Origin of the sequence: Pseudoxanthomonas sp. USHLN014 (assembly GCF_037153335.1) — a bacterium.
Lineage (GTDB): Bacteria > Pseudomonadota > Gammaproteobacteria > Xanthomonadales > Xanthomonadaceae > Pseudoxanthomonas_A > Pseudoxanthomonas_A winnipegensis.
On the sequence record NZ_JBBCKO010000018.1, the window covers coordinates 12,986 to 29,262 of the forward strand.

The following is a 16,277-nucleotide window of genomic DNA, read 5'->3' on the forward strand; positions in this document are numbered from 1 at the left end:
GCACGACATCGAAAGCCGCGCCTGGCTGACAGGCGCGGCTTTTTCGTGCTCGCCGGTGTGTTGGGGCGTGCACCGATTGGCTCCAATGAGCGTGGAGCGGATGAACTGACTTGGCCAACGCGTCTAGATCCAGCCGGACGTGACTCCTCGGCTCGGTCCGCGCTCCATGGCGACCTCGCCACTGCGCTTCCGAAGCCAACGCATCAGTGCGCCGCGATCCTAAATCGGCAGATGAGCTCATTGAAGCATGAGCTCAGCCGCCATCGACCCCGCTCATCCCCAGGATGTTGTAACCGGCATCGACATAGGTGATCTCGCCGGTGATGCCGGCGGCCAGATCCGAGCACAGGAACGCCGCCGCATTGCCCACATCGTCGATGGAGACGTTGCGGCGCAGCGGCGCATGTTCCTCGACATAGCTGAGCGTCTTGCGGAAGCCCGCGATGCCCGAAGCGGCCAGCGTCTTGATCGGCCCGGCGGAGATGGCGTTGACGCGCGTGCCTTCGGGGCCGAGGTTGAGCGCCAGATAGCGCACGGTCGCCTCCAGGCTGGCCTTGGCCACGCCCATCAGGTTGTAGTTGTAGAGCGCACGCTGCGCGCCGAGATAGCTCAGCGTCAGGATCGCACCCTGCTGGCCCCGCATCAGCGGCCGCGCCGCGTGGGCGAGGGCGGCCAGCGAATAGGCCGAGATGTCGTGGGCCTCGGCGAAGTTCTCCCGCGTCAGGCCATCGAGGAACTCACCGGCGATGGCCTCGCCCTGCGCGAAGGCGATGGCATGCACCAGCACGTCCAGGCTGTCCCAGTGCTCGGCCAGCGCCTCGAAGCACGCATCGATCTGCGCATCGTCGGCCACGTCCAGCGGCAGCGCGATCTCGCTGCCGAAGGTGGTCGCCGCCTGCAGCACGCGCGGCTTGAGCTTGTCGTTCTGGTAGGTGAACGCCAGTTCGGCCCCCTGGCGATGCATGGCCTCGGCGATGCCCCAGGCGATGGAGCGGTCCGACGCGATGCCGGTGATCAGGACACGTTTGCCTTGCAGGAACCCCATTGCGCCTCTCGCGTGCGGGCCGAAAACGAGACGGCCATTCTGCCATCGCCCAAGGATGCGGGTCTCAGCGCAGCGGATCGGCCAGCTTCAGCACCATGCCCGGCTTGATCAGCGCCCGCTTGCCCAGCGCGTTCCAGCGGATCAGCTGCGCGGTGGCCAGGCCGTAGCGGCGAGCGATGGCCGAGAGCGTCTCGCCGCGCACCACCGTGTGCGTGGCCGGCGGTTCGGCCGGCGCACTGGACGACGCGGGAGCCGCGTCGCCGCCGCCCAGCGCACGCAGATCCGCGGCCACCGCCGGCGTGCCGGTGCGCGGGCCGGCCAACACCCACATCGTCTCGCCGCCCAGGCCGCCGCGCAGGCGCGACAGCGCCGGATTGAGGCCGGCGATCTGGTCCACGTCGCGGCCCTCGCGCGCGGCCCAGGCCGAGAGCGAGCCGTAGTCGGCCGGCAGCGCCGTGGCCTGCAGATGCGCGACCGGCCGCGCGAGCGAGGCCAGCCACTCCGGGCGCTCCCCCGCGTCCTCGAGCACACAGGCCAGCGCGTGCAGCTTGTCCACGTAGGCGGCGGTGTTGCGCGAGACCCCGGGCAGCGTCGTGGGCCGTTCCATCGCCGTGCCGCGGCCGGCGCGACGCACCGCCTGCACGATGCGGTTCTCGCCGGCGTTGTAGGCCATGATCGCCAGGCGCCAGTTGCCGTCGAACATGTCGTGCAGCGTCTTGAGATAGCGCACCGCCGCCTGGGTCGATTCCACCGGCGACAGCCGCCCGTCGTAGCCCTTGCGCATGCGCACGCCGTGGTTGCGCGCGGTCAGCGAGACGAACTGCCACAGGCCGGCCGGGCCCGCGCCGTTGGCGGCGCCCGGGTGGTAGCCGCTCTCCACGAAGGGGATCAGCGCGTACTCGGTCGGCAGGCCGGCCTGGCGCATCGCGCCGACCACGTAGCCGAACAGCGGCAGGATGTCGTCGTCCCGATCGGCCAGCCGGTTCGGTGCGTGGGCGAAGTTGCGCCGGTACTGCGCATCGCTGGCCTGCGCGGTGCAGCTGGGTTCGGCCAGCCCCTCGCGGAACTGGCGGAAGATCTCGCCGCCATCCACGCTCTGCTGCGCCGGATCGACGCCTGCATCGGCCGGCGCAGTCCCGGCCCCGCGCGCCTCGGCCGGCGCGTCGGTCGCCTGCTGCGCCCAGCCCGGGGAGACGCCGCCAGCCAGGGCCAGCAGACACACGGCCGCCACCCGCCTCACGCGCGGAAGCCGTCCTTCCAGCGCCGCAGCCCGGCGAAGGTCTCCACCCGGTCATCGGCCCGATGCCCCAGCCAGGCGTCCACCGCCTGGGCGACCTCGGGAACGTCCACGCGCAGGAACGGGTTGGTCGCGCGTTCCTCGGCCAGGCTGACCGGCAGGCTCGGCCGGCCCTGGGCGCGCAGGGCGCGCACCTGGTCGGCGCGCTGCCGCAGGGCCGCGTTGCCCGGTTCGACCGCCAGTGCGAAGGCGGCGTTGCTGGCGGTGTACTCATGGCCGCAGCACACCGGCGTGTCCCCGGGCAGCCCGGCGAGCCGGTTCAGCGAGGTCAGCATCTGCGCCGGCGTGCCTTCGAACAGGCGCCCGCAGCCCAGGCTGAACAAGGTATCGCCGCTGAACAGCTCGCCGCCCTCGGCCAGCCGGTGAAAGGCGACGTGGCTGCGGGTGTGCCCGGGCACGAACAGCGCCTGGAACCTCATGCCCGCGGCCTCGAAGGTTTCGCCATCGCCCACGCGGTGGGTCGCGGTGACGATGCGGTCATCGTCGGCGGTGATTACCGGCAGCCCGGGCCAGCGCGCCAGCAGTTCGGGCACGCCGCCGATATGGTCGTCATGGTGGTGGGTGAGCAGGATCGCAGCCGGCGCCAGGCCTTGCGCGGCGGCCTCCAGCACCGGCGCGGCCTGGCCCGGGTCGACGATCAGGGACTGCCCGGCATCGCCGCGCAGCACCCAGATGTAGTTGTCGTCGAAGGCGCGCAGCGCGGTCAGGCTCGGCATCATGGATCGGTCGGCAGACGCGGGGGCGTCCTCTACAATCCCCGACCATGCCTGCCGCCGCCTCCCAACGTCAACCCGAGCCCCTGGCGTGGTTCGGGACCGCGGACGGACAGCGCCTGCTGGCGGCTGAACAGCCGCGCATCGCCTCCCTGCTGGCCGCCAAGGCCGCCGCGCCCACGCTGTGGCTGCATCCCGGCGCCGGCGCGGGCGTCTCGGTGGTGGCCGCCGGCCTGGCGCTGCAGGCCTCCGGCGGCAGCTTCGACGGCCCGCTGCGCTGCGGGCCCAGCCTGCCGCTGGCCTCGGACAGCTTCAGCGCGGTGGTGGTGCAGCACGTGCCGGAGAACGGCGCGCGCGGTGTGCTGGCCGAATGCGCGCGCGTGCTCGAGCCGGGCGGCCGGCTGTGGCTGTTCACGCTCAATCCGGTCAGCCCGTACCGCCTGCGCTGGCGCCGCACCGGCCTGTCGGTGCGCAACCCCGGGCGCTGGCGCCGGCTACTGCTGCAGGCCGGGCTGGACTGCGAGGCCCATCCCCCGCAGTGGCTGGGGCCGGCCTGGCGCAACGACGGCCGCGCGCCGGACATGATGCGGGCGGTGTGCCTGCTGCAGGCCGACAAGCGCGGCCCCGACCTGATCCTCTCGCCCGCCCGGCCGCCGCGATGGCAGCCCGACGCGGTGCCGGCCTGACTTCCACGGACAGCTCCATGAAACAGATCACCATCCATTCCGACGGCTCGTGCCTGGGCAATCCCGGGCCCGGCGGCTGGGCCGCGCTGCTGCGCTACGGCCGCATCGAACGCGAGCTGTTCGGCGGCGAGGCGCATACCACAAACAACCGCATGGAGCTGATGGCCGCGATCATGGCGCTGGAGGCCCTGACCGAGCCCTGCCAGGTGATCCTGATCACCGACTCGCAGTACGTGCGCCAGGGCATCACCGAATGGATGCCCGGCTGGATCCGCAAGCAGTGGAAGACCGCCGCCGGCGGCGCGGTCAAGAACCGCGAGCTGTGGGAGCGCCTGCACGCGGCCACCCAGCGCCATCAGATCGACTGGCGCTGGGTGAAGGGGCATTCGGGCGACGCAGACAACGAGCGCGTGGACGTCCTGGCGCGCAACGCGGCCATCGCCGTGCGCGACGGTGCGGCGGCGTGAGTGCCCCGGCGCCCGAACAGACACCGGCGCTGCGCAGCGCGCGCCTGACCCTGCACCTGCCCACCGACAGCGAGCGCGATGCGGCGCTGATGCTGGCGGTGCTCAACGATGCCGACTTCATCGCCCAGGTCCGCGACGCCGGCGTGCGCGACCTGGCCACGGCGCGCGAGGCGGTGCGGCGCGGGCCGCTGGTGTATCGCGCCGCCAACGGCCTGGGCCTGTGCCGGGTGGTGGAAGCCGCGAGCGGCCGCGATATCGGCCAGACCGGCCTGGTCACGCGCGAATACCTGCCCGCGCCGGACCTGGGCTATGCGCTGCTGCCCGAGGCGCGCGGCAAGGGCTACGCCACCGAGGCCGCGCGCGCGGTGCTGGACCACGCGCGCGACGTGCTGCGCCTGCCGCGCGTGCTGGCGCTGGTCAACCCCACCAACACCGCATCCCTGACGGTGATGGACCGCCTGGGCTTCGTGTTTGAGACAATGGCCCAGCTGCCCGGCCTGGACCATCCGCTGCGGCAGTTCTCCATCACGCTGCACGAGGACCGCTAGGCCATGCGCCAGATCATCCTGGACACCGAAACCACCGGCCTGGAATGGAAGAAGGGCAACCGCGTCGTCGAGATCGGCGCGGTCGAGCTGATCGAGCGCCGCCCCAGCGGCCACAACTTCCACAAGTACCTCAGGCCCGATTGCGAGTTCGAACCCGGCGCGCAGGAAGTGACCGGGCTGACGCTGGAGTTCCTGGCCGACAAGCCGGCGTTCGAGGAGATCGTCGAGGAGTTCCTGGACTACGTGCGCGGCGCCGAGGTGATCATCCACAACGCCTCGTTCGACGTGGGTTTCCTGGACAGCGAGCTGGCGCGCCTCGGCGCGCAGTATGGCCGCTTCACCGACTACTGCACCGTGGTGGACACCCTGGCCATGGCGCGCGAGCGCTACCCGGGCCAGCGCAACTCGCTCGATGCGCTGTGCAAGCGCCTGGGCGTGGACAACACCCACCGCCACCTGCACGGCGGCCTGCTCGACGCGCAGATCCTGGCCGATGTCTACATCGCGCTGACCTCCGGCCAGGAGGAGATCGGCTTCGGCAGCTTCGACGAGGGCGGCGCGCATGCCGCGCCGGTGGTGCACGCCTTCGATGCCAGCAATGTCGGCCTGCGCGCGCGGGTGACGCCGACCGCCGGCGAGCTGGAGGCGCACGCCAAGCGCCTGGAGAAGCTGCGCGCCAAGGCCGGCGGGCCGTGCCTGTGGGATCTGATCGAGGCGCCGCCGGCGCTGGCCAACGCCGAGGCCGCTGCGGTCGCCTGAGGGGGCTGGGAGGCCTGGGGCAGGGCGGCGAATGCCCCGAGGCGGGTCTGCAGGTCCAAACGTGGAGAGGACCAACCCTTCCGTCATTCCCGCGAAAGCCCAGCGCCTGTAGCGCTGCAGGTGAAAGCCACTGGATTCCCGCCTTCGCGGGAATGACGGCGGTGGGTGGGTGCGTGGGTGGCTCGAAATGCGCGGCCGCTCCTGCGAGGCACGGCGGAGAGGCGAAACTTCCTGAGGCGGCTTCGCCTCACTTCAAACTCCAGGACACACACAGCGAGACGCCAGGCCAGGCCGGCGCTGCCTCGCCCTACTCAGCCGCAGCGCACCAGGATCGCGGTGACGTTGTCCGAGCCGCCGCCGTCGAGCGCGGCGGCGATCAGCGCGTCCACGCATTCCTGCGCGCTGCAGTCGTCCTGGCGCAGGATCGCGGCGATGCCGCGGTCGTCTACTTCCTCGGTCAGGCCATCGCTGCACAGCAGCAGCTGCATGCCGGGGCGGAACTCGCCGGTCAGCGTCTCGACATTGAGCTGCGCCGGGTCGGTCACCCCCAGCGCCTGGGTGACCACGTTGCGATGCGGATGCGAGCGCGCCTGCTCGCTGGTCAGCGCGCCCTGGGCGATCAGTTCCTGCACGTAGCTGTGGTCCTGGCTGAGCTGGGCCAGCTGGCCGTCGCGCCACAGGTAGGCGCGGCTGTCGCCGACCCAGGCCACCTCGAAGCGGTTGCCCTGCACGCGCGCGGCCACCACGGTGGTGCCCATCGGCAGGGAGTCGTTGCGCCGGCGCGAGGTGCGGATGATCTCCTCGTCGGCCACGCGGATGGCCTGGCCCAGCGCGGCGCCTGCGTTGATCTCGCGCACGATGGTCTCGCGCGCCAGGGCGCTGGCGACTTCACCGCAGGCGTGGCCGCCCATGCCGTCGGCGACCAGCCACAGGCCGAGCGCGCTGTCGCCGTAATAGGTGTCTTCGTTCAGGGCGCGCCGCAGGCCGACGTGGCTGAGGTGTCCGAACTCGATCATGTGGCGCCTGGCGTCCCCGGTTGCATTGAAAAATGAACGCCATGATCGCGTCGAAGCGGACAGGGGACAAGCTGCAGTGCATCGGCGGCGTCCGCCAACATCCGGTCGGGCGCCCCGCCGCGTGGTGCTTGTCCCGGGCCGGCGCGGCCCGTATCATGCGCAACCCCGGATCGACCCCCGGGGACCGCCGCCAGGCGGTGCGACACCCGGAGAGGTGGCAGAGTGGTCGAATGTACCTGACTCGAAATCAGGCGTACGTGTAAGCGTACCGTGGGTTCGAATCCCACCCTCTCCGCCATGTTCCGCAGACGGCCCCCGATGGGGCCGTTTGCTTGTCCGCCCTCCGCTGCGTGGCCTCGCGCCCACGGCGACGCCGGTACACTTGCGGCCTTTCATCGCGATGGTGCGCCATGTCCGAAATCCTCACTCCGGTCTCCTTCGGCGAGCTGCTGGACAAGATCTCGATCCTGCAGATCAAGTCCGAGCGCATGACCGACGCGGCCAAGCTGGCCAACGTGCGCAAGGAGCTCTCGGCGCTGGAGCAGACCTGGATGGCGCATCCGGCGGCGGTGCAGGACATCGCCCGCCTGCGCGCCGAGCTCAAGGCGGTCAACGAGCGGCTGTGGGTGATCGAGGACGACATCCGGCTCAAGGAGAAGGCGCAGGCCTTCGACGAGGAGTTCATCCGCCTGGCGCGCAGCGTCTACTTCGAGAACGACACCCGCGCGCGGATCAAGAAGGACATCAACCTGGCGCTGGGCTCGGCCTATGTCGAGGAGAAGTCCTACGAGGACTACAGCAGCGGCGCCGCGCCCTGACGCGTTGCCGGGGCAGTGGGCGTGACGGCGACCTGCGTGGCCGCTGCGTCCGTTTCGATCAGCCCGCCGTGTCGGCGCGATAGCGTTCGAAGGCGGCGATCGCATCGTCGACGGTGACCAGCGCCATCACCTCGTCGAACTCGATCTTGGTGCCCCATTTCAGCTCGCTCGCCGGCTTGTGCATGTAGCGCCGCGCCGCGTCGTCGTAGCGGTCCACGCAGTAGCGCACATCCGAGTACGGCCCGCTGCGGCGCGGGTTGCTGGCCGCATGCAGGCCCAGCACCTTGGTGCCCATGGCGTTGGCGATGTGCATGGGCCCCGAGTCGGGGGTGACCACCAGGTCGGCGCGGGCCAGCAGCGCCGGCAGCTGCTTGAGCGTGTCCTTGCCGACCAGGTCCAGCACCGGGCCACGCATCTGCGCGGCGATGGCGTCGGCGGTCTGCCGCTCCAGCGCGCTGCGCCCGCCGCACAGCACCACGCGCCAGCCCTGGGCGATGGCGTGGTCGGCCAGCGCCGCGTAGCGGTCGGCATACCAGTTGCGGCGCACATGGCTGGAGCAGGGCGAGATCATCAGCACGCGCCGGCCATCGTCCGGCCACTGCGCGCGGGCCCAGTCCCAGGCCTCGGGCGGGACCGGCAGGTCCCAGGTCACCACGTCCTGGCGCAGGCCCAGCGGTTCGCAGAAGCTGCCGATCGCATCCAGGACATGGATGCCCGGCCGGTCGGTGATGCGCTCGTTGACGAACAGGCCATGCAGATCCTTGGAGCGGCTGCGGTCGTAGCCGATCCGGCGGCGCGCGGGGACGAAGGCCGACAGCACATTGGCGCGCAGCGCGACCTGCATCTGCAGCAGCACGTCGAAGCGGCCGGGCAGGGTGGCGCGCAGGGCACGCATGCCGGCCAGCCCGGTCTTCTTGTCGTAGAGGTGGAAGCGCACCCCTGGCAGGCCGTCGAGCAGCTTGCGCCCGCCGCCATCGATGATCCAGTCCAGCGTCAGCTGCGGCCAGGCGCGCTGCAGCGTGCGTACCAGCGGCACCACGTGGGTGACATCGCCCAGCGCGGACAGGCGCAGCAGGCACAGGGACTCAGGGGCGTTGGACAAAATTGTTAGACTCGCGCGATGGCCGCTTTTGACGCGACGGAAGTGCTGACGCCGTACCGCGATGCGCGCGGTGACGGAGCGATTCTGTTCGACCGCCAGCGCCTGCGGCAAGCGCAGCCCGAATGGCTGGACCCCGCGCACTGGGGCGATCAGGCCCGGCCGGTGGACAGCGGCGGCCGCGGCGGGGCCTGGTTCGTCGATGCGCCGTTCGGGCAGAGTCTGCTGCGCCAGTACAAGCGCGGCGGCCTGGCCGCCAGCGTCAGCAGCGACCGCTACCTGTGGCGCGGCGCCAACCGCACGCGCAGCTTCGCCGAGTTCCGCCTGACCCGCGCGCTGCACCGCATGCGCCTGCCGGTGCCGCAGCCGTTCGTGGCCCGCTATCTGCGCCAGGGCCTGACCTACCGCGCCGCGATCCTGATGGAACGCCTGGCCGACGTGCGCTCGCTGGCCGACCGCTACCAGGTGGCCGGGCAGAGCGCGCCGCTGGAGGAAACCGGTCGCCTGATCGCGCGCTTCCACCGCGCCGGCCTGGACCATGCCGACCTCAACGCGCACAACATCCTGTTCGATGCGCAGGGGCGAGGCTGGCTGATCGACTTCGACCGCGGCGTGCTGCGCATCCCGGCCACGCGCTGGCGCGAGGCCAACCTGGCCCGATTGCTGCGCTCGCTGATGAAACTGCGCGGGGAACGTAGCAGCCAGCAGGTGCAGGAGGACTTCGCGCGCCTGCGCAAGGCCTACGACCGCGCCTGGGAACGGGGCTTCTGAGGGCCGACATGCGCTGGTCGCTGCGTTTCCAGGGCGTGGGCAATGCCTCGGCGGTCGAGCTGGGCTCGGCGATGGCGACCATCGAGCGCGATGGCGCGCCGTGGCTGACCATCGACTGCGGCAGCGAGGGCCTGGACGCCTACATCCGTCAGTACGGGCAGGCGCCGTCGGCGGTGTTCGTCACCCATACGCACCTGGACCATGTCGGCGGTTTCGAGCGCCTGTTCGGCAGCGCCTATTTCGATCCGGCGCGGCGCGGGCAGGTGCGGCTGTACGTGCCCGCGCCGGTGGTGCCGCTGCTGCACCAGCGCGTGGCCGAGTACCCCAACGTCCTGGCCGAGGGCGGGGCGAACTTCTGGGACGCCTTCCGCCTGGTGCCGGTGGGCGAGGCGTTCTGGCACGACGGGGTGCGGCTGGAGGCGTTTCCGGTGCGCCACCACTGGCCGCAGACCGCCTTCGGCCTGCGCCTGCCCGGCGCACTAGTGTGGACCGGCGATACCCGGCCGATTCCGGAGATGCTGGCGCAGTACGCCGACGCCGGCGAGGTGATCGCGCACGACTGCGCGCTGCACGGCAACCCCTCGCACAGCGGCATCGAGGACCTGGAGCGCGAGTACCCGCGCGCGCTGCTGGCGCGCTGCGTGCTCTACCACCACGCCAGCGCCGAGGACGCGCACGTCCTGGCCGGACGCGGCCATCGCGTCGCCTTGCCGGGGCAGGTGCTAGCGTTGCCGGACCCGATCCCAGGCCCCTTGCCGTCCTGACATGAACGCCTTGCCATGCACGCCGGAACTGCCGCTGGACCAGCGCGGCCGGCCGCTGCGCGATCTGCGCCTGTCGGTGATCGAGGCCTGCAACTTCCGCTGCGGCTACTGCATGCCGGCCGACAAGGTGCCCGACGACTACGGGCTGGACGCGGCCTCGCGCCTGTCCTTCGACCAGATCGAGACGCTGGTGCGCGGCTTTGCGTGGGTAGGCGTGAACAAGCTGCGCATCACCGGCGGCGAGCCGCTGCTGCGCAAGGACCTGCCGACGCTGATCGCGCGGCTGGCGCGCATCCCCGGCATCGACGACCTGGCGCTGACCACCAACGGCGCCCTGCTCGCGCGTCATGCGCAGGCGCTGCGCGATGCCGGCCTGCATCGCATCACGGTCAGCCTGGACGCGCTGGATCCGCAGCGCTTCGCGCAGATGTCCGGCGGACGCGGCGACATCGCCACGGTGCTGCGCGGCATCGACGCCGCGCACGCGGCCGGCTTTGCCAGCCTCAAGCTCAACTGCGTGGTCCAGCGCGGCGTCAACGAGGATCAGGTGCTGCCGCTGGTCGAACACTTCCGCGGCAGCGGCCACGTGCTGCGTTTCATCGAATTCATGGACGTGGGCACCTGCAACGACTGGCGCGTGGCCCAGGTGGTGACCTCGCGCGAGCTGCGCGACGCCATCCACGCGCGCTGGCCGCTGCATGCGCTGGATGCGCACTACCGCGGCGAAGTCGCGGTGCGCCATGCTTTCGACGATGGCGGCGGCGAGATCGGCTTCGTGTCCTCGGTCAGTGCGCCGTTCTGCGGCGATTGCCAGCGCGCGCGCGTCTCGGCCGATGGCCGGCTCTACACCTGCCTGTTCTCCGGCGCCTCCACCGACCTGCGCCCGAGCCTGGCCCAGGGCGAGCTGCCGCTGGCCGAGCGTCTGGCCGGGCTGTGGTCGCGCCGTGCCGACCGTTACAGCGAACTGCGCGGCCAGCCGGTCCAGCCGCCGCGCAAGCGCGTGGAGATGTTCCTGATCGGAGGCTGATGCGTGGACGCCGCGTTGCGCACGTGGTTGATCGCCCAGGAGCGCGCGCTGCTCACGGCCCAGGTGCGCGCCAGCGCCGCGCGCCTGCAGGCGCTGCTGGCCGAGGACTTCGTCGAGTTCGGCGCCTCGGGCCGGCGCTACACGCGCCAGGACATCGTGGCCGAACTGGCACAGGAATCCGACCAGACCCGCTACAGCGCCGACGCCTTCGAATGCGTCGAACTGGCGCCGGGGCTGGTCCAGCTGCGCTACGTCTCCCGACGCGAGGATGCCGCTGGCGTGCGCCTGGCCCGGCGCAGCTCGCTCTGGCGTCAGGAGACGGCGGGTTGGCGCATGGTGTTCCACCAGGGCACGCCGCTGCCGGACGCTCTAGACGCCGGCTGAGCGCGACTTGCACTACGCTTGCGCGATGAATGCACCGCGCACGCTCACCCATCTGGATGCCTCCGGCCAGCCGGCCATGGTCGATGTCTCGGACAAGGCCGTCACCGCGCGGCAGGCCACGGCCGAATGCCTGGTGGCGTTCCCGCGCGAGGTCGCCGAGCAGCTGCGCCGCGATGCGCTGCGCAGCGCCAAGGGCGGCATCGTCGAGACCGCGGTGATCGCCGGCACCATGGCGGTCAAGCGCACCCACGAGCTGATCCCGTTCTGCCATCCGCTGCCCATCGACGGCTGCCGGCTGGCCATCGACTGGCACGACGCCGACACGCTGCGCATCGAATGCAGCGTGCGCACCACCCATCGCACCGGCGTGGAGATGGAGGCGATGACCGGCGCCACCGTCGCGGCGCTGACGGTCTACGACATGTGCAAGGCGCTCTCGCACGCCATCGTGCTGGGCCCGGCGCGGCTGCTGGGCAAGCACGGCGGCAAGCGCGACTTCGGGGTGTCGGCATGACCGGCGTGCAGGTGCTGTACTTCGCCAGCCTGCGCCAGGCCGCCGGCGTGGAGCGCGAAAGCGTGCAGACCACGGCCTCGGACCTGGCCGGCCTGTATGCCGAGCTGAAGCAGCGCCATGGCTTCGCCTGGGAACCGGCGCATCTGCGCGTGGCCCAGGGCGGCGCCTTCGCGCGCTGGGACGATGCGATCGCCGAAGGCGCGCAGATCGCCTTCATCCCGCCGGTCAGCGGAGGCTGAGGATGACCCGCTTCGCTATCACCGACCAGCCGATCGAGCCCGCGCCTTTGCGCACGCAGCTGCTGAGCGCGCGCGCCGGCGCCTTCGCCAGCTTCGAAGGCTGGGTGCGCGACCACAACGAAGGGCAGGGCGTGTCGGGCCTGCACTACGAGGCCTATGCCGAGTTGGCGCGCGTCGAGGGCGAGAAGATCCTCGATGAGGCGCTGACGCGGTTCGCCATCGTCGACGCGCGCTGCGTGCATCGCGTCGGCGAGCTGGCCGTAGGCGAGATGGCGGTCTGGGTCGGCGTGTCGGCCGGCCACCGCGACGGCGCCTTCGCCGCCTGCCGCTGGATCATCGACGAAACCAAGGCGCGCGTGCCGATCTGGAAGCAGGAGCGCTACCTCGACGGCGCGCAGAGCTGGCTGCATCCACAAGCGGATCGCGGCGCGGCCAAGAGATGAGCCAGGCGCTCGGCCCTTCGCGCGGTGCATTGCGCTCGCGGCGGGCCGAAGGCGCCGGATTCGTCGCGCGAGGGACCTGGTTGCCGGGGAGCATGGCGGTCGACGCATGTTCCGGCCACCGCTTCCCACGGCATGCCCATGACGCCTTCGGCATCGGCCTGCTCACCTCCGGCGCGCAGGTCTCCTGGAGCGGGCGTGGCCAGGTCGAGGCACGGGCGGGCGATGTCATCACCGTCAATCCCGGCGAGGTGCACGACGGTGCGCCGATCGGTGAGAGGCGCACCTGGTCGATGCTGTATTTCTCACCGCAGACGCTCGGCGCGCTGGTCGAGGATCTGCGCACGGACCTGAGGACGGATTCGGAATTCCTCGCCCCGGTTCTGGCCCATCCCCGGTTGGCAGGGCTGGTCGCGGCGCTGTACCGGGCGGCGATCGACCCCGACTCCTCCAGCGATCATCAGCAGGCGCGCCTGTTGCCCGTGCTGGCGGCCTTGCTTGCCGTGCGCGAGCCGGGCCCTGCACCCCTGCCGGCGCGTCTGGCACGCGTGCGTCAACTGCTGGACGACATGCCGCTCGCCGCGCACTCGCTGGAAAGCCTGTCCCGGGAGGCCGGTTTGAGCCGGTACCAGACGCTGCGGGGATTCCAGCGATCGACCGGGCTGACGCCGCACGCCTATCTCACCTTGCGCAGGCTCGAGCACGCACGTGCCGCCGTCCGTGCCGGTGTGCCCCTGGCCGAGGCTGCGGTGGCGGCCGGCTTCAGCGACCAGAGTCACTTCCACCGCGCATTCGTCCGCCAGTTCGGCTTCACGCCCGGCGCCTTCGCGCGGGCGCTCGCCGTGCGGAGCTGCAAGATCGTCCAAGATCCAAGGCCGCTGCCCCCGACATGCTGACCGTGTCCTTCGACACCGAGTCCTCACCATGTCCGACGCTCCGCACGCCGAATCTCCCATGCACTTCCGCCCCTGTATGCGCGCCGACCTGGACGCCATGCTGGACATCGTCAACCGCGCCGCCGTTGCCTATGAAGGCGTGATCCCGCCCGACTGCTGGCACGCCCCTTACATGTCGCGCGCGGCGTTGAGCGAGGAAATGGCGCGCGGCGTGCAGTTCAGCGGCATCGCGCTGGACGGTGCGCTGGTGGGCATCATGGGCATGGAGCGGGTCGGCGACGTGTGCCTGATCCGCCACGCCTACGTGCTGCCTGGCTACCAGGGGCACGGCGTGGGCTCGACCCTGCTCGAGCGGCTGTGCGACGCGCATGCGCACACGGTGATCCTGGTCGGGACCTGGGCGGCGGCGCATTGGGCCATCGGCTTCTATCGACGCAATGGCTTTGCCAGCGTGCCGGACGCGCGCATCGCCCCGTTGCTGCGGGGCTACTGGAACGTGCCGCAGCGACAGATCGAGACGTCCACCGTCCTGTCGCGCCCGGCGTTGTCCGATGCGCAGATCGCGGGGCTGGAAAAAGGTGGCGGCCCCGCCGGCTGACCTCGGCGCCCGCGTCAGTCGATACCGTTGCTGCCTTCCGGCCCTGGCGGGATTTTCGACCTAGCGTCGCGAGGGGCCGACGGGGCCACCATGGACGCGGGCCGCGCATCGCGCGGCCCGGGTGCGTTGCGTCATCGTTGGAGGCGATGACATATCTGGCGGAGAGAGGGACTGCCGCGACGCTACCCAATGGGACGCAGTCAAACCCAACGCCAAAAAATTTTAGCACAGGGCTCAGTGGCTTAGCCACTCCTGGCCGCCAACTGATCCCAACGAACCCCAAGGGCAGCAAACGTTAAATGGCATACTGGATGGCATACCAGAAGACAGGAGTTCGAGGTGAGGGATGCCCCTGATCACCGATGCTAAGGCCCGAAGTTTGGGGCCTGGTGGCCAGGCGGTGGCTCACGGCGGGGTAACTGGACTCACGCTGATCCCATCGGCCACGCATAGGGGGCGCGGCAAATGGGTCCTGCGCTTTGTCAGTCCAGTGACAGGCAAGCGCCGGAACGCGGGCCTGGGCAGCTACCCCCAGGTTGGCATCGCCCTGGCGGGCAAGCTCGCCCGGGAGATGCGGGAACAAATCGCGGCAGGAAGCGACCCGCTGGAAACCAAAGCTGCGGAGGATGCCAAGCCTAAGACGCCGACGTTCCAGGAAGCTGCGGCGCAGCTCCACCGCGAACTAACGCCCGGGTGGAAGAACGCCAAGCACGCTCAGCAATGGCTCAACACGCTGACCGAGTACGCGTTCCCGACTGTTGGTTCTCTTCCAATCGATCTAATCCAGCCTCGGCATATCGCGGACGTCCTGCGCCCTGTTGGCTGGAGAAGGCGGAAACGGCGACTCGGGTGAAGCAGCGCCTCCACGCCGTGATGGCATGGGGATGGGCGCACGGCTTTAATGGGGCGAACCCGGTCGACGTGGTCACCCACCTACTTCCGCTGCAGCCTGGCAAAGCCGTTCGTCAGGAGCACCAGCCGGCCATGCCTTGGGCTACGGTTCCGTCCTTCGTGAAGGCGGAACTCGTCGGTGCGGGCGAGCTCGAGGTGACGCGCAACGCTCTGTTGTTCCTGGTCCTGAACGCCAGCCGTTCTGGCGAGGTGCGAGGGATGGCATGGAGTGAGGTGAACCTTCGTACGAAGCTGTGGACCATTCCAGCTGCACGAATGAAGTCCAAGGTAATTCATCGGGTGCCCTTGTCGCTGCCAGCCATCGAGATCCTCAAACGCCACGCAGGTCAACACGACGAGCTCGTCTTTCCATCCGTACAGGCTCGGTCCGTGATGTCCGATATGACGCTGACCGCTTTGCTACGCAGGGTGAATGCACCCAGCGACACACCTGGGCGCGTGGCGACCGTGCACGGATTCCGCTCGAGCTTCCGGGACTGGTGCAGCGAACGGGGCTACGCACGCGACCTAGCGGAGCGCGCCTTGGCACACGCCGTCAAGGACAAGGTCGAGGCGGCCTACCACCGTACTGACCTTTTGGAGCAACGTCGTCCGATGATGCAAGCATGGGCCGACTTTGTTCTGTCAGCCAAGAATGAGCTCAAGAAGAACACCACGACTCATGACAACTGAGCCACTCCCCGTCCGCGTCAAGCCGATGAGCCGCATGCTTGAAGGAGAGGATCCCGTTGACTTCATGCTCAGGCTGACCGAAATCGGTGGGAGATTCTACGTCCATGTTCCGGAGGGGTTTCGCTGTCACTTCAAAGAGCCTGGGCACCTATTCGCTCACCGTGTTTGTCCCGAGCAAGGTGCCGCTCCTTCTTCTATTCGCCATTATGGCGAACCCAGTTTCCTGCAGCTCGATGAGTGGCAGGTACAGAAGCTCATTGAGCACCAACCTATTGCTCTGCACATTTTCAGCGCAGGCGCTCTATTTCGACGGATGAGGGCAGATGGTCGCCCGTCAATCGATTTTGATCACCAGCCCATCCGTCAAGGCGTGCTGGAGCCAATAGCGCATTCGGTCGCGAGCGCGACACCTACCGTGACGACGCCAGGGCTCGGGCCTTCCAAAGTGCTGAAGGCCGCCAAACCAAACTCGAACATGTACTCGTACTATCTGTCCGGCGTGGGTTCTACCCCGAAATCACGGACGGTTGTAAAAGGGCTGAGAACTTCTGGTCTTGCCTGGCGACCCTTCGTCGCATCCTCGGGTTGTGGAACCGCTCGATGTATTCGAAC

General features: G+C 69.8%; 21 protein-coding genes, 1 tRNA gene, 1 other RNA gene and 1 pseudogene. 18 read left to right on the top strand and 6 right to left on the bottom strand.

Annotation, left to right across the window (positions count from 1 at the left end):
- Nucleotides 1-253: 253 nt before the first annotated feature.
- The 3 genes from WFQ05_RS20145 to gloB form a co-directional block, all read right to left on the bottom strand.
- A complete protein-coding gene (locus tag WFQ05_RS20145) occupies nt 254-1,045 on the bottom strand; it encodes an enoyl-ACP reductase (protein ID WP_130519999.1) in 792 nt (263 codons plus the stop codon).
- 64 nt (nt 1,046-1,109) lie between these two features.
- On the bottom strand, nt 1,110-2,267 hold the full coding sequence (locus WFQ05_RS20150) for a transglycosylase SLT domain-containing protein (protein ID WP_337055151.1): 1,158 nt from the start codon (nt 2,265-2,267) through the stop codon (nt 1,110-1,112).
- A 14-nt stretch (nt 2,268-2,281) separates the two neighbouring features.
- On the bottom strand, nt 2,282-3,058 hold the full coding sequence (gloB, locus tag WFQ05_RS20155; protein ID WP_337055152.1) for a hydroxyacylglutathione hydrolase: 777 nt from the start codon (nt 3,056-3,058) through the stop codon (nt 2,282-2,284).
- A gap of 47 nt (nt 3,059-3,105) precedes the next feature.
- Between gloB and WFQ05_RS20160 the strand changes: the two genes are divergently transcribed.
- Genes WFQ05_RS20160 through dnaQ form a run of 4 tightly spaced genes read left to right on the top strand, consistent with a single transcriptional unit; the run spans nt 3,106 to nt 5,515 of the window.
- Nucleotides 3,106-3,741 carry a methyltransferase domain-containing protein gene (locus WFQ05_RS20160; protein ID WP_337055153.1) on the top strand — a complete coding sequence of 212 codons (636 nt, stop codon included), beginning with the start codon at nt 3,106-3,108 and terminating at the stop codon, nt 3,739-3,741.
- Between the two features lie 17 nt (nt 3,742-3,758).
- Entirely contained in the window at nt 3,759-4,208 is a 450-nt protein-coding gene (rnhA, locus tag WFQ05_RS20165) for a ribonuclease HI (protein ID WP_130520007.1), read from the top strand.
- The gene (locus tag WFQ05_RS20170) at nt 4,205-4,756 is read left to right on the top strand and encodes a GNAT family N-acetyltransferase (protein WP_337055154.1); all 552 of its coding nucleotides are present in this window, start codon (nt 4,205-4,207) and stop codon (nt 4,754-4,756) included. Before rnhA ends, WFQ05_RS20170 begins: the two co-directional genes overlap by 4 nt.
- 3 nt (nt 4,757-4,759) lie before the next feature.
- Entirely contained in the window at nt 4,760-5,515 is a 756-nt protein-coding gene (gene dnaQ / locus WFQ05_RS20175) for a DNA polymerase III subunit epsilon (RefSeq protein ID WP_337055155.1), read from the top strand.
- A 311-nt stretch (nt 5,516-5,826) separates the two neighbouring features.
- Here dnaQ and WFQ05_RS20180 read toward each other — a convergent pair whose 3' ends face one another.
- Nucleotides 5,827-6,531 carry a PP2C family serine/threonine-protein phosphatase gene (locus WFQ05_RS20180; protein WP_130520013.1) on the bottom strand — a complete coding sequence of 235 codons (705 nt, stop codon included), beginning with the start codon at nt 6,529-6,531 and terminating at the stop codon, nt 5,827-5,829.
- Nucleotides 6,532-6,739: 208 nt separating this feature from the next.
- On the opposite strand from WFQ05_RS20180, the gene WFQ05_RS20185 reads away from it, so the two are divergent.
- Together WFQ05_RS20185 and WFQ05_RS20190 are read left to right on the top strand one after the other, a co-directional pair.
- Nucleotides 6,740-6,829: transfer RNA gene (locus WFQ05_RS20185), tRNA-Ser, on the top strand.
- Between the two features lie 112 nt (nt 6,830-6,941).
- Nucleotides 6,942-7,349 (top strand): DUF6165 family protein, encoded by a 408-nt coding sequence (locus WFQ05_RS20190; protein WP_130520041.1) that lies wholly within the window; start codon nt 6,942-6,944, stop codon nt 7,347-7,349.
- Nucleotides 7,350-7,407: 58 nt separating this feature from the next.
- On the opposite strand, the gene WFQ05_RS20195 is transcribed toward WFQ05_RS20190, so the two are convergent.
- Nucleotides 7,408-8,451, bottom strand: a complete 1,044-nt coding sequence (locus WFQ05_RS20195; protein ID WP_337055156.1) for a glycosyltransferase family 9 protein — start codon at nt 8,449-8,451, stop codon at nt 7,408-7,410.
- An 18-nt stretch (nt 8,452-8,469) separates the two neighbouring features.
- Between WFQ05_RS20195 and WFQ05_RS20200 the strand changes: the two genes are divergently transcribed.
- The 9 genes from WFQ05_RS20200 to WFQ05_RS20240 are packed head-to-tail and all read left to right on the top strand — an operon-like array spanning nt 8,470 to nt 14,081.
- On the top strand, nt 8,470-9,219 hold the full coding sequence (locus WFQ05_RS20200) for a 3-deoxy-D-manno-octulosonic acid kinase (RefSeq protein ID WP_337055157.1): 750 nt from the start codon (nt 8,470-8,472) through the stop codon (nt 9,217-9,219).
- Nucleotides 9,220-9,227: 8 nt separating this feature from the next.
- Nucleotides 9,228-9,983, top strand: a complete 756-nt coding sequence (locus WFQ05_RS20205; RefSeq protein WP_337055158.1) for an MBL fold metallo-hydrolase — start codon at nt 9,228-9,230, stop codon at nt 9,981-9,983.
- Between the two features lies 1 nt (nt 9,984).
- On the top strand, nt 9,985-11,010 hold the full coding sequence (gene moaA, locus WFQ05_RS20210; RefSeq protein ID WP_337055159.1) for a GTP 3',8-cyclase MoaA: 1,026 nt from the start codon (nt 9,985-9,987) through the stop codon (nt 11,008-11,010).
- A gap of 3 nt (nt 11,011-11,013) precedes the next feature.
- Entirely contained in the window at nt 11,014-11,394 is a 381-nt protein-coding gene (locus WFQ05_RS20215; protein WP_337055160.1) for a nuclear transport factor 2 family protein, read from the top strand.
- 25 nt (nt 11,395-11,419) lie between these two features.
- Nucleotides 11,420-11,908, top strand: coding sequence for a cyclic pyranopterin monophosphate synthase MoaC (gene moaC, locus WFQ05_RS20220; RefSeq protein ID WP_130520051.1), 489 nt, complete (start codon nt 11,420-11,422; stop codon nt 11,906-11,908).
- Nucleotides 11,905-12,147, top strand: coding sequence for a MoaD/ThiS family protein (locus WFQ05_RS20225; protein WP_138651460.1), 243 nt, complete (start codon nt 11,905-11,907; stop codon nt 12,145-12,147). The genes moaC and WFQ05_RS20225 overlap by 4 nt, the downstream gene beginning before the upstream one ends.
- 2 nt (nt 12,148-12,149) lie before the next feature.
- Nucleotides 12,150-12,590 (top strand): molybdenum cofactor biosynthesis protein MoaE, encoded by a 441-nt coding sequence (locus WFQ05_RS20230; RefSeq protein WP_337055161.1) that lies wholly within the window; start codon nt 12,150-12,152, stop codon nt 12,588-12,590.
- Nucleotides 12,587-13,483 carry an AraC family transcriptional regulator gene (locus WFQ05_RS20235; RefSeq protein ID WP_337055162.1) on the top strand — a complete coding sequence of 299 codons (897 nt, stop codon included), beginning with the start codon at nt 12,587-12,589 and terminating at the stop codon, nt 13,481-13,483. Before WFQ05_RS20230 ends, WFQ05_RS20235 begins: the two co-directional genes overlap by 4 nt.
- A gap of 28 nt (nt 13,484-13,511) precedes the next feature.
- On the top strand, nt 13,512-14,081 hold the full coding sequence (locus WFQ05_RS20240) for a GNAT family N-acetyltransferase (protein ID WP_337055163.1): 570 nt from the start codon (nt 13,512-13,514) through the stop codon (nt 14,079-14,081).
- On the opposite strand, the gene ffs is transcribed toward WFQ05_RS20240, so the two are convergent.
- Nucleotides 14,068-14,164: signal recognition particle sRNA small type (gene ffs / locus WFQ05_RS20245), an RNA gene on the bottom strand. The two genes, WFQ05_RS20240 and ffs, sit on opposite strands and share 14 nt — an antisense overlap.
- Before the next feature lie 263 nt (nt 14,165-14,427).
- On the opposite strand from ffs, the gene WFQ05_RS20250 reads away from it, so the two are divergent.
- The 3 genes and pseudogenes from WFQ05_RS20250 to WFQ05_RS20260 all read left to right on the top strand — a co-directional run.
- Nucleotides 14,428-14,934, top strand: coding sequence for an integrase arm-type DNA-binding domain-containing protein (locus tag WFQ05_RS20250; protein ID WP_253133762.1), 507 nt, complete (start codon nt 14,428-14,430; stop codon nt 14,932-14,934).
- Nucleotides 14,931-15,665 (top strand): site-specific integrase, encoded by a 735-nt coding sequence (locus WFQ05_RS20255; protein ID WP_253133761.1) that lies wholly within the window; start codon nt 14,931-14,933, stop codon nt 15,663-15,665. The genes WFQ05_RS20250 and WFQ05_RS20255 overlap by 4 nt, the downstream gene beginning before the upstream one ends.
- A 25-nt stretch (nt 15,666-15,690) precedes the next feature.
- Nucleotides 15,691-16,277 (top strand): annotated as a pseudogene (locus WFQ05_RS20260) (hypothetical protein); the annotation flags it as partial.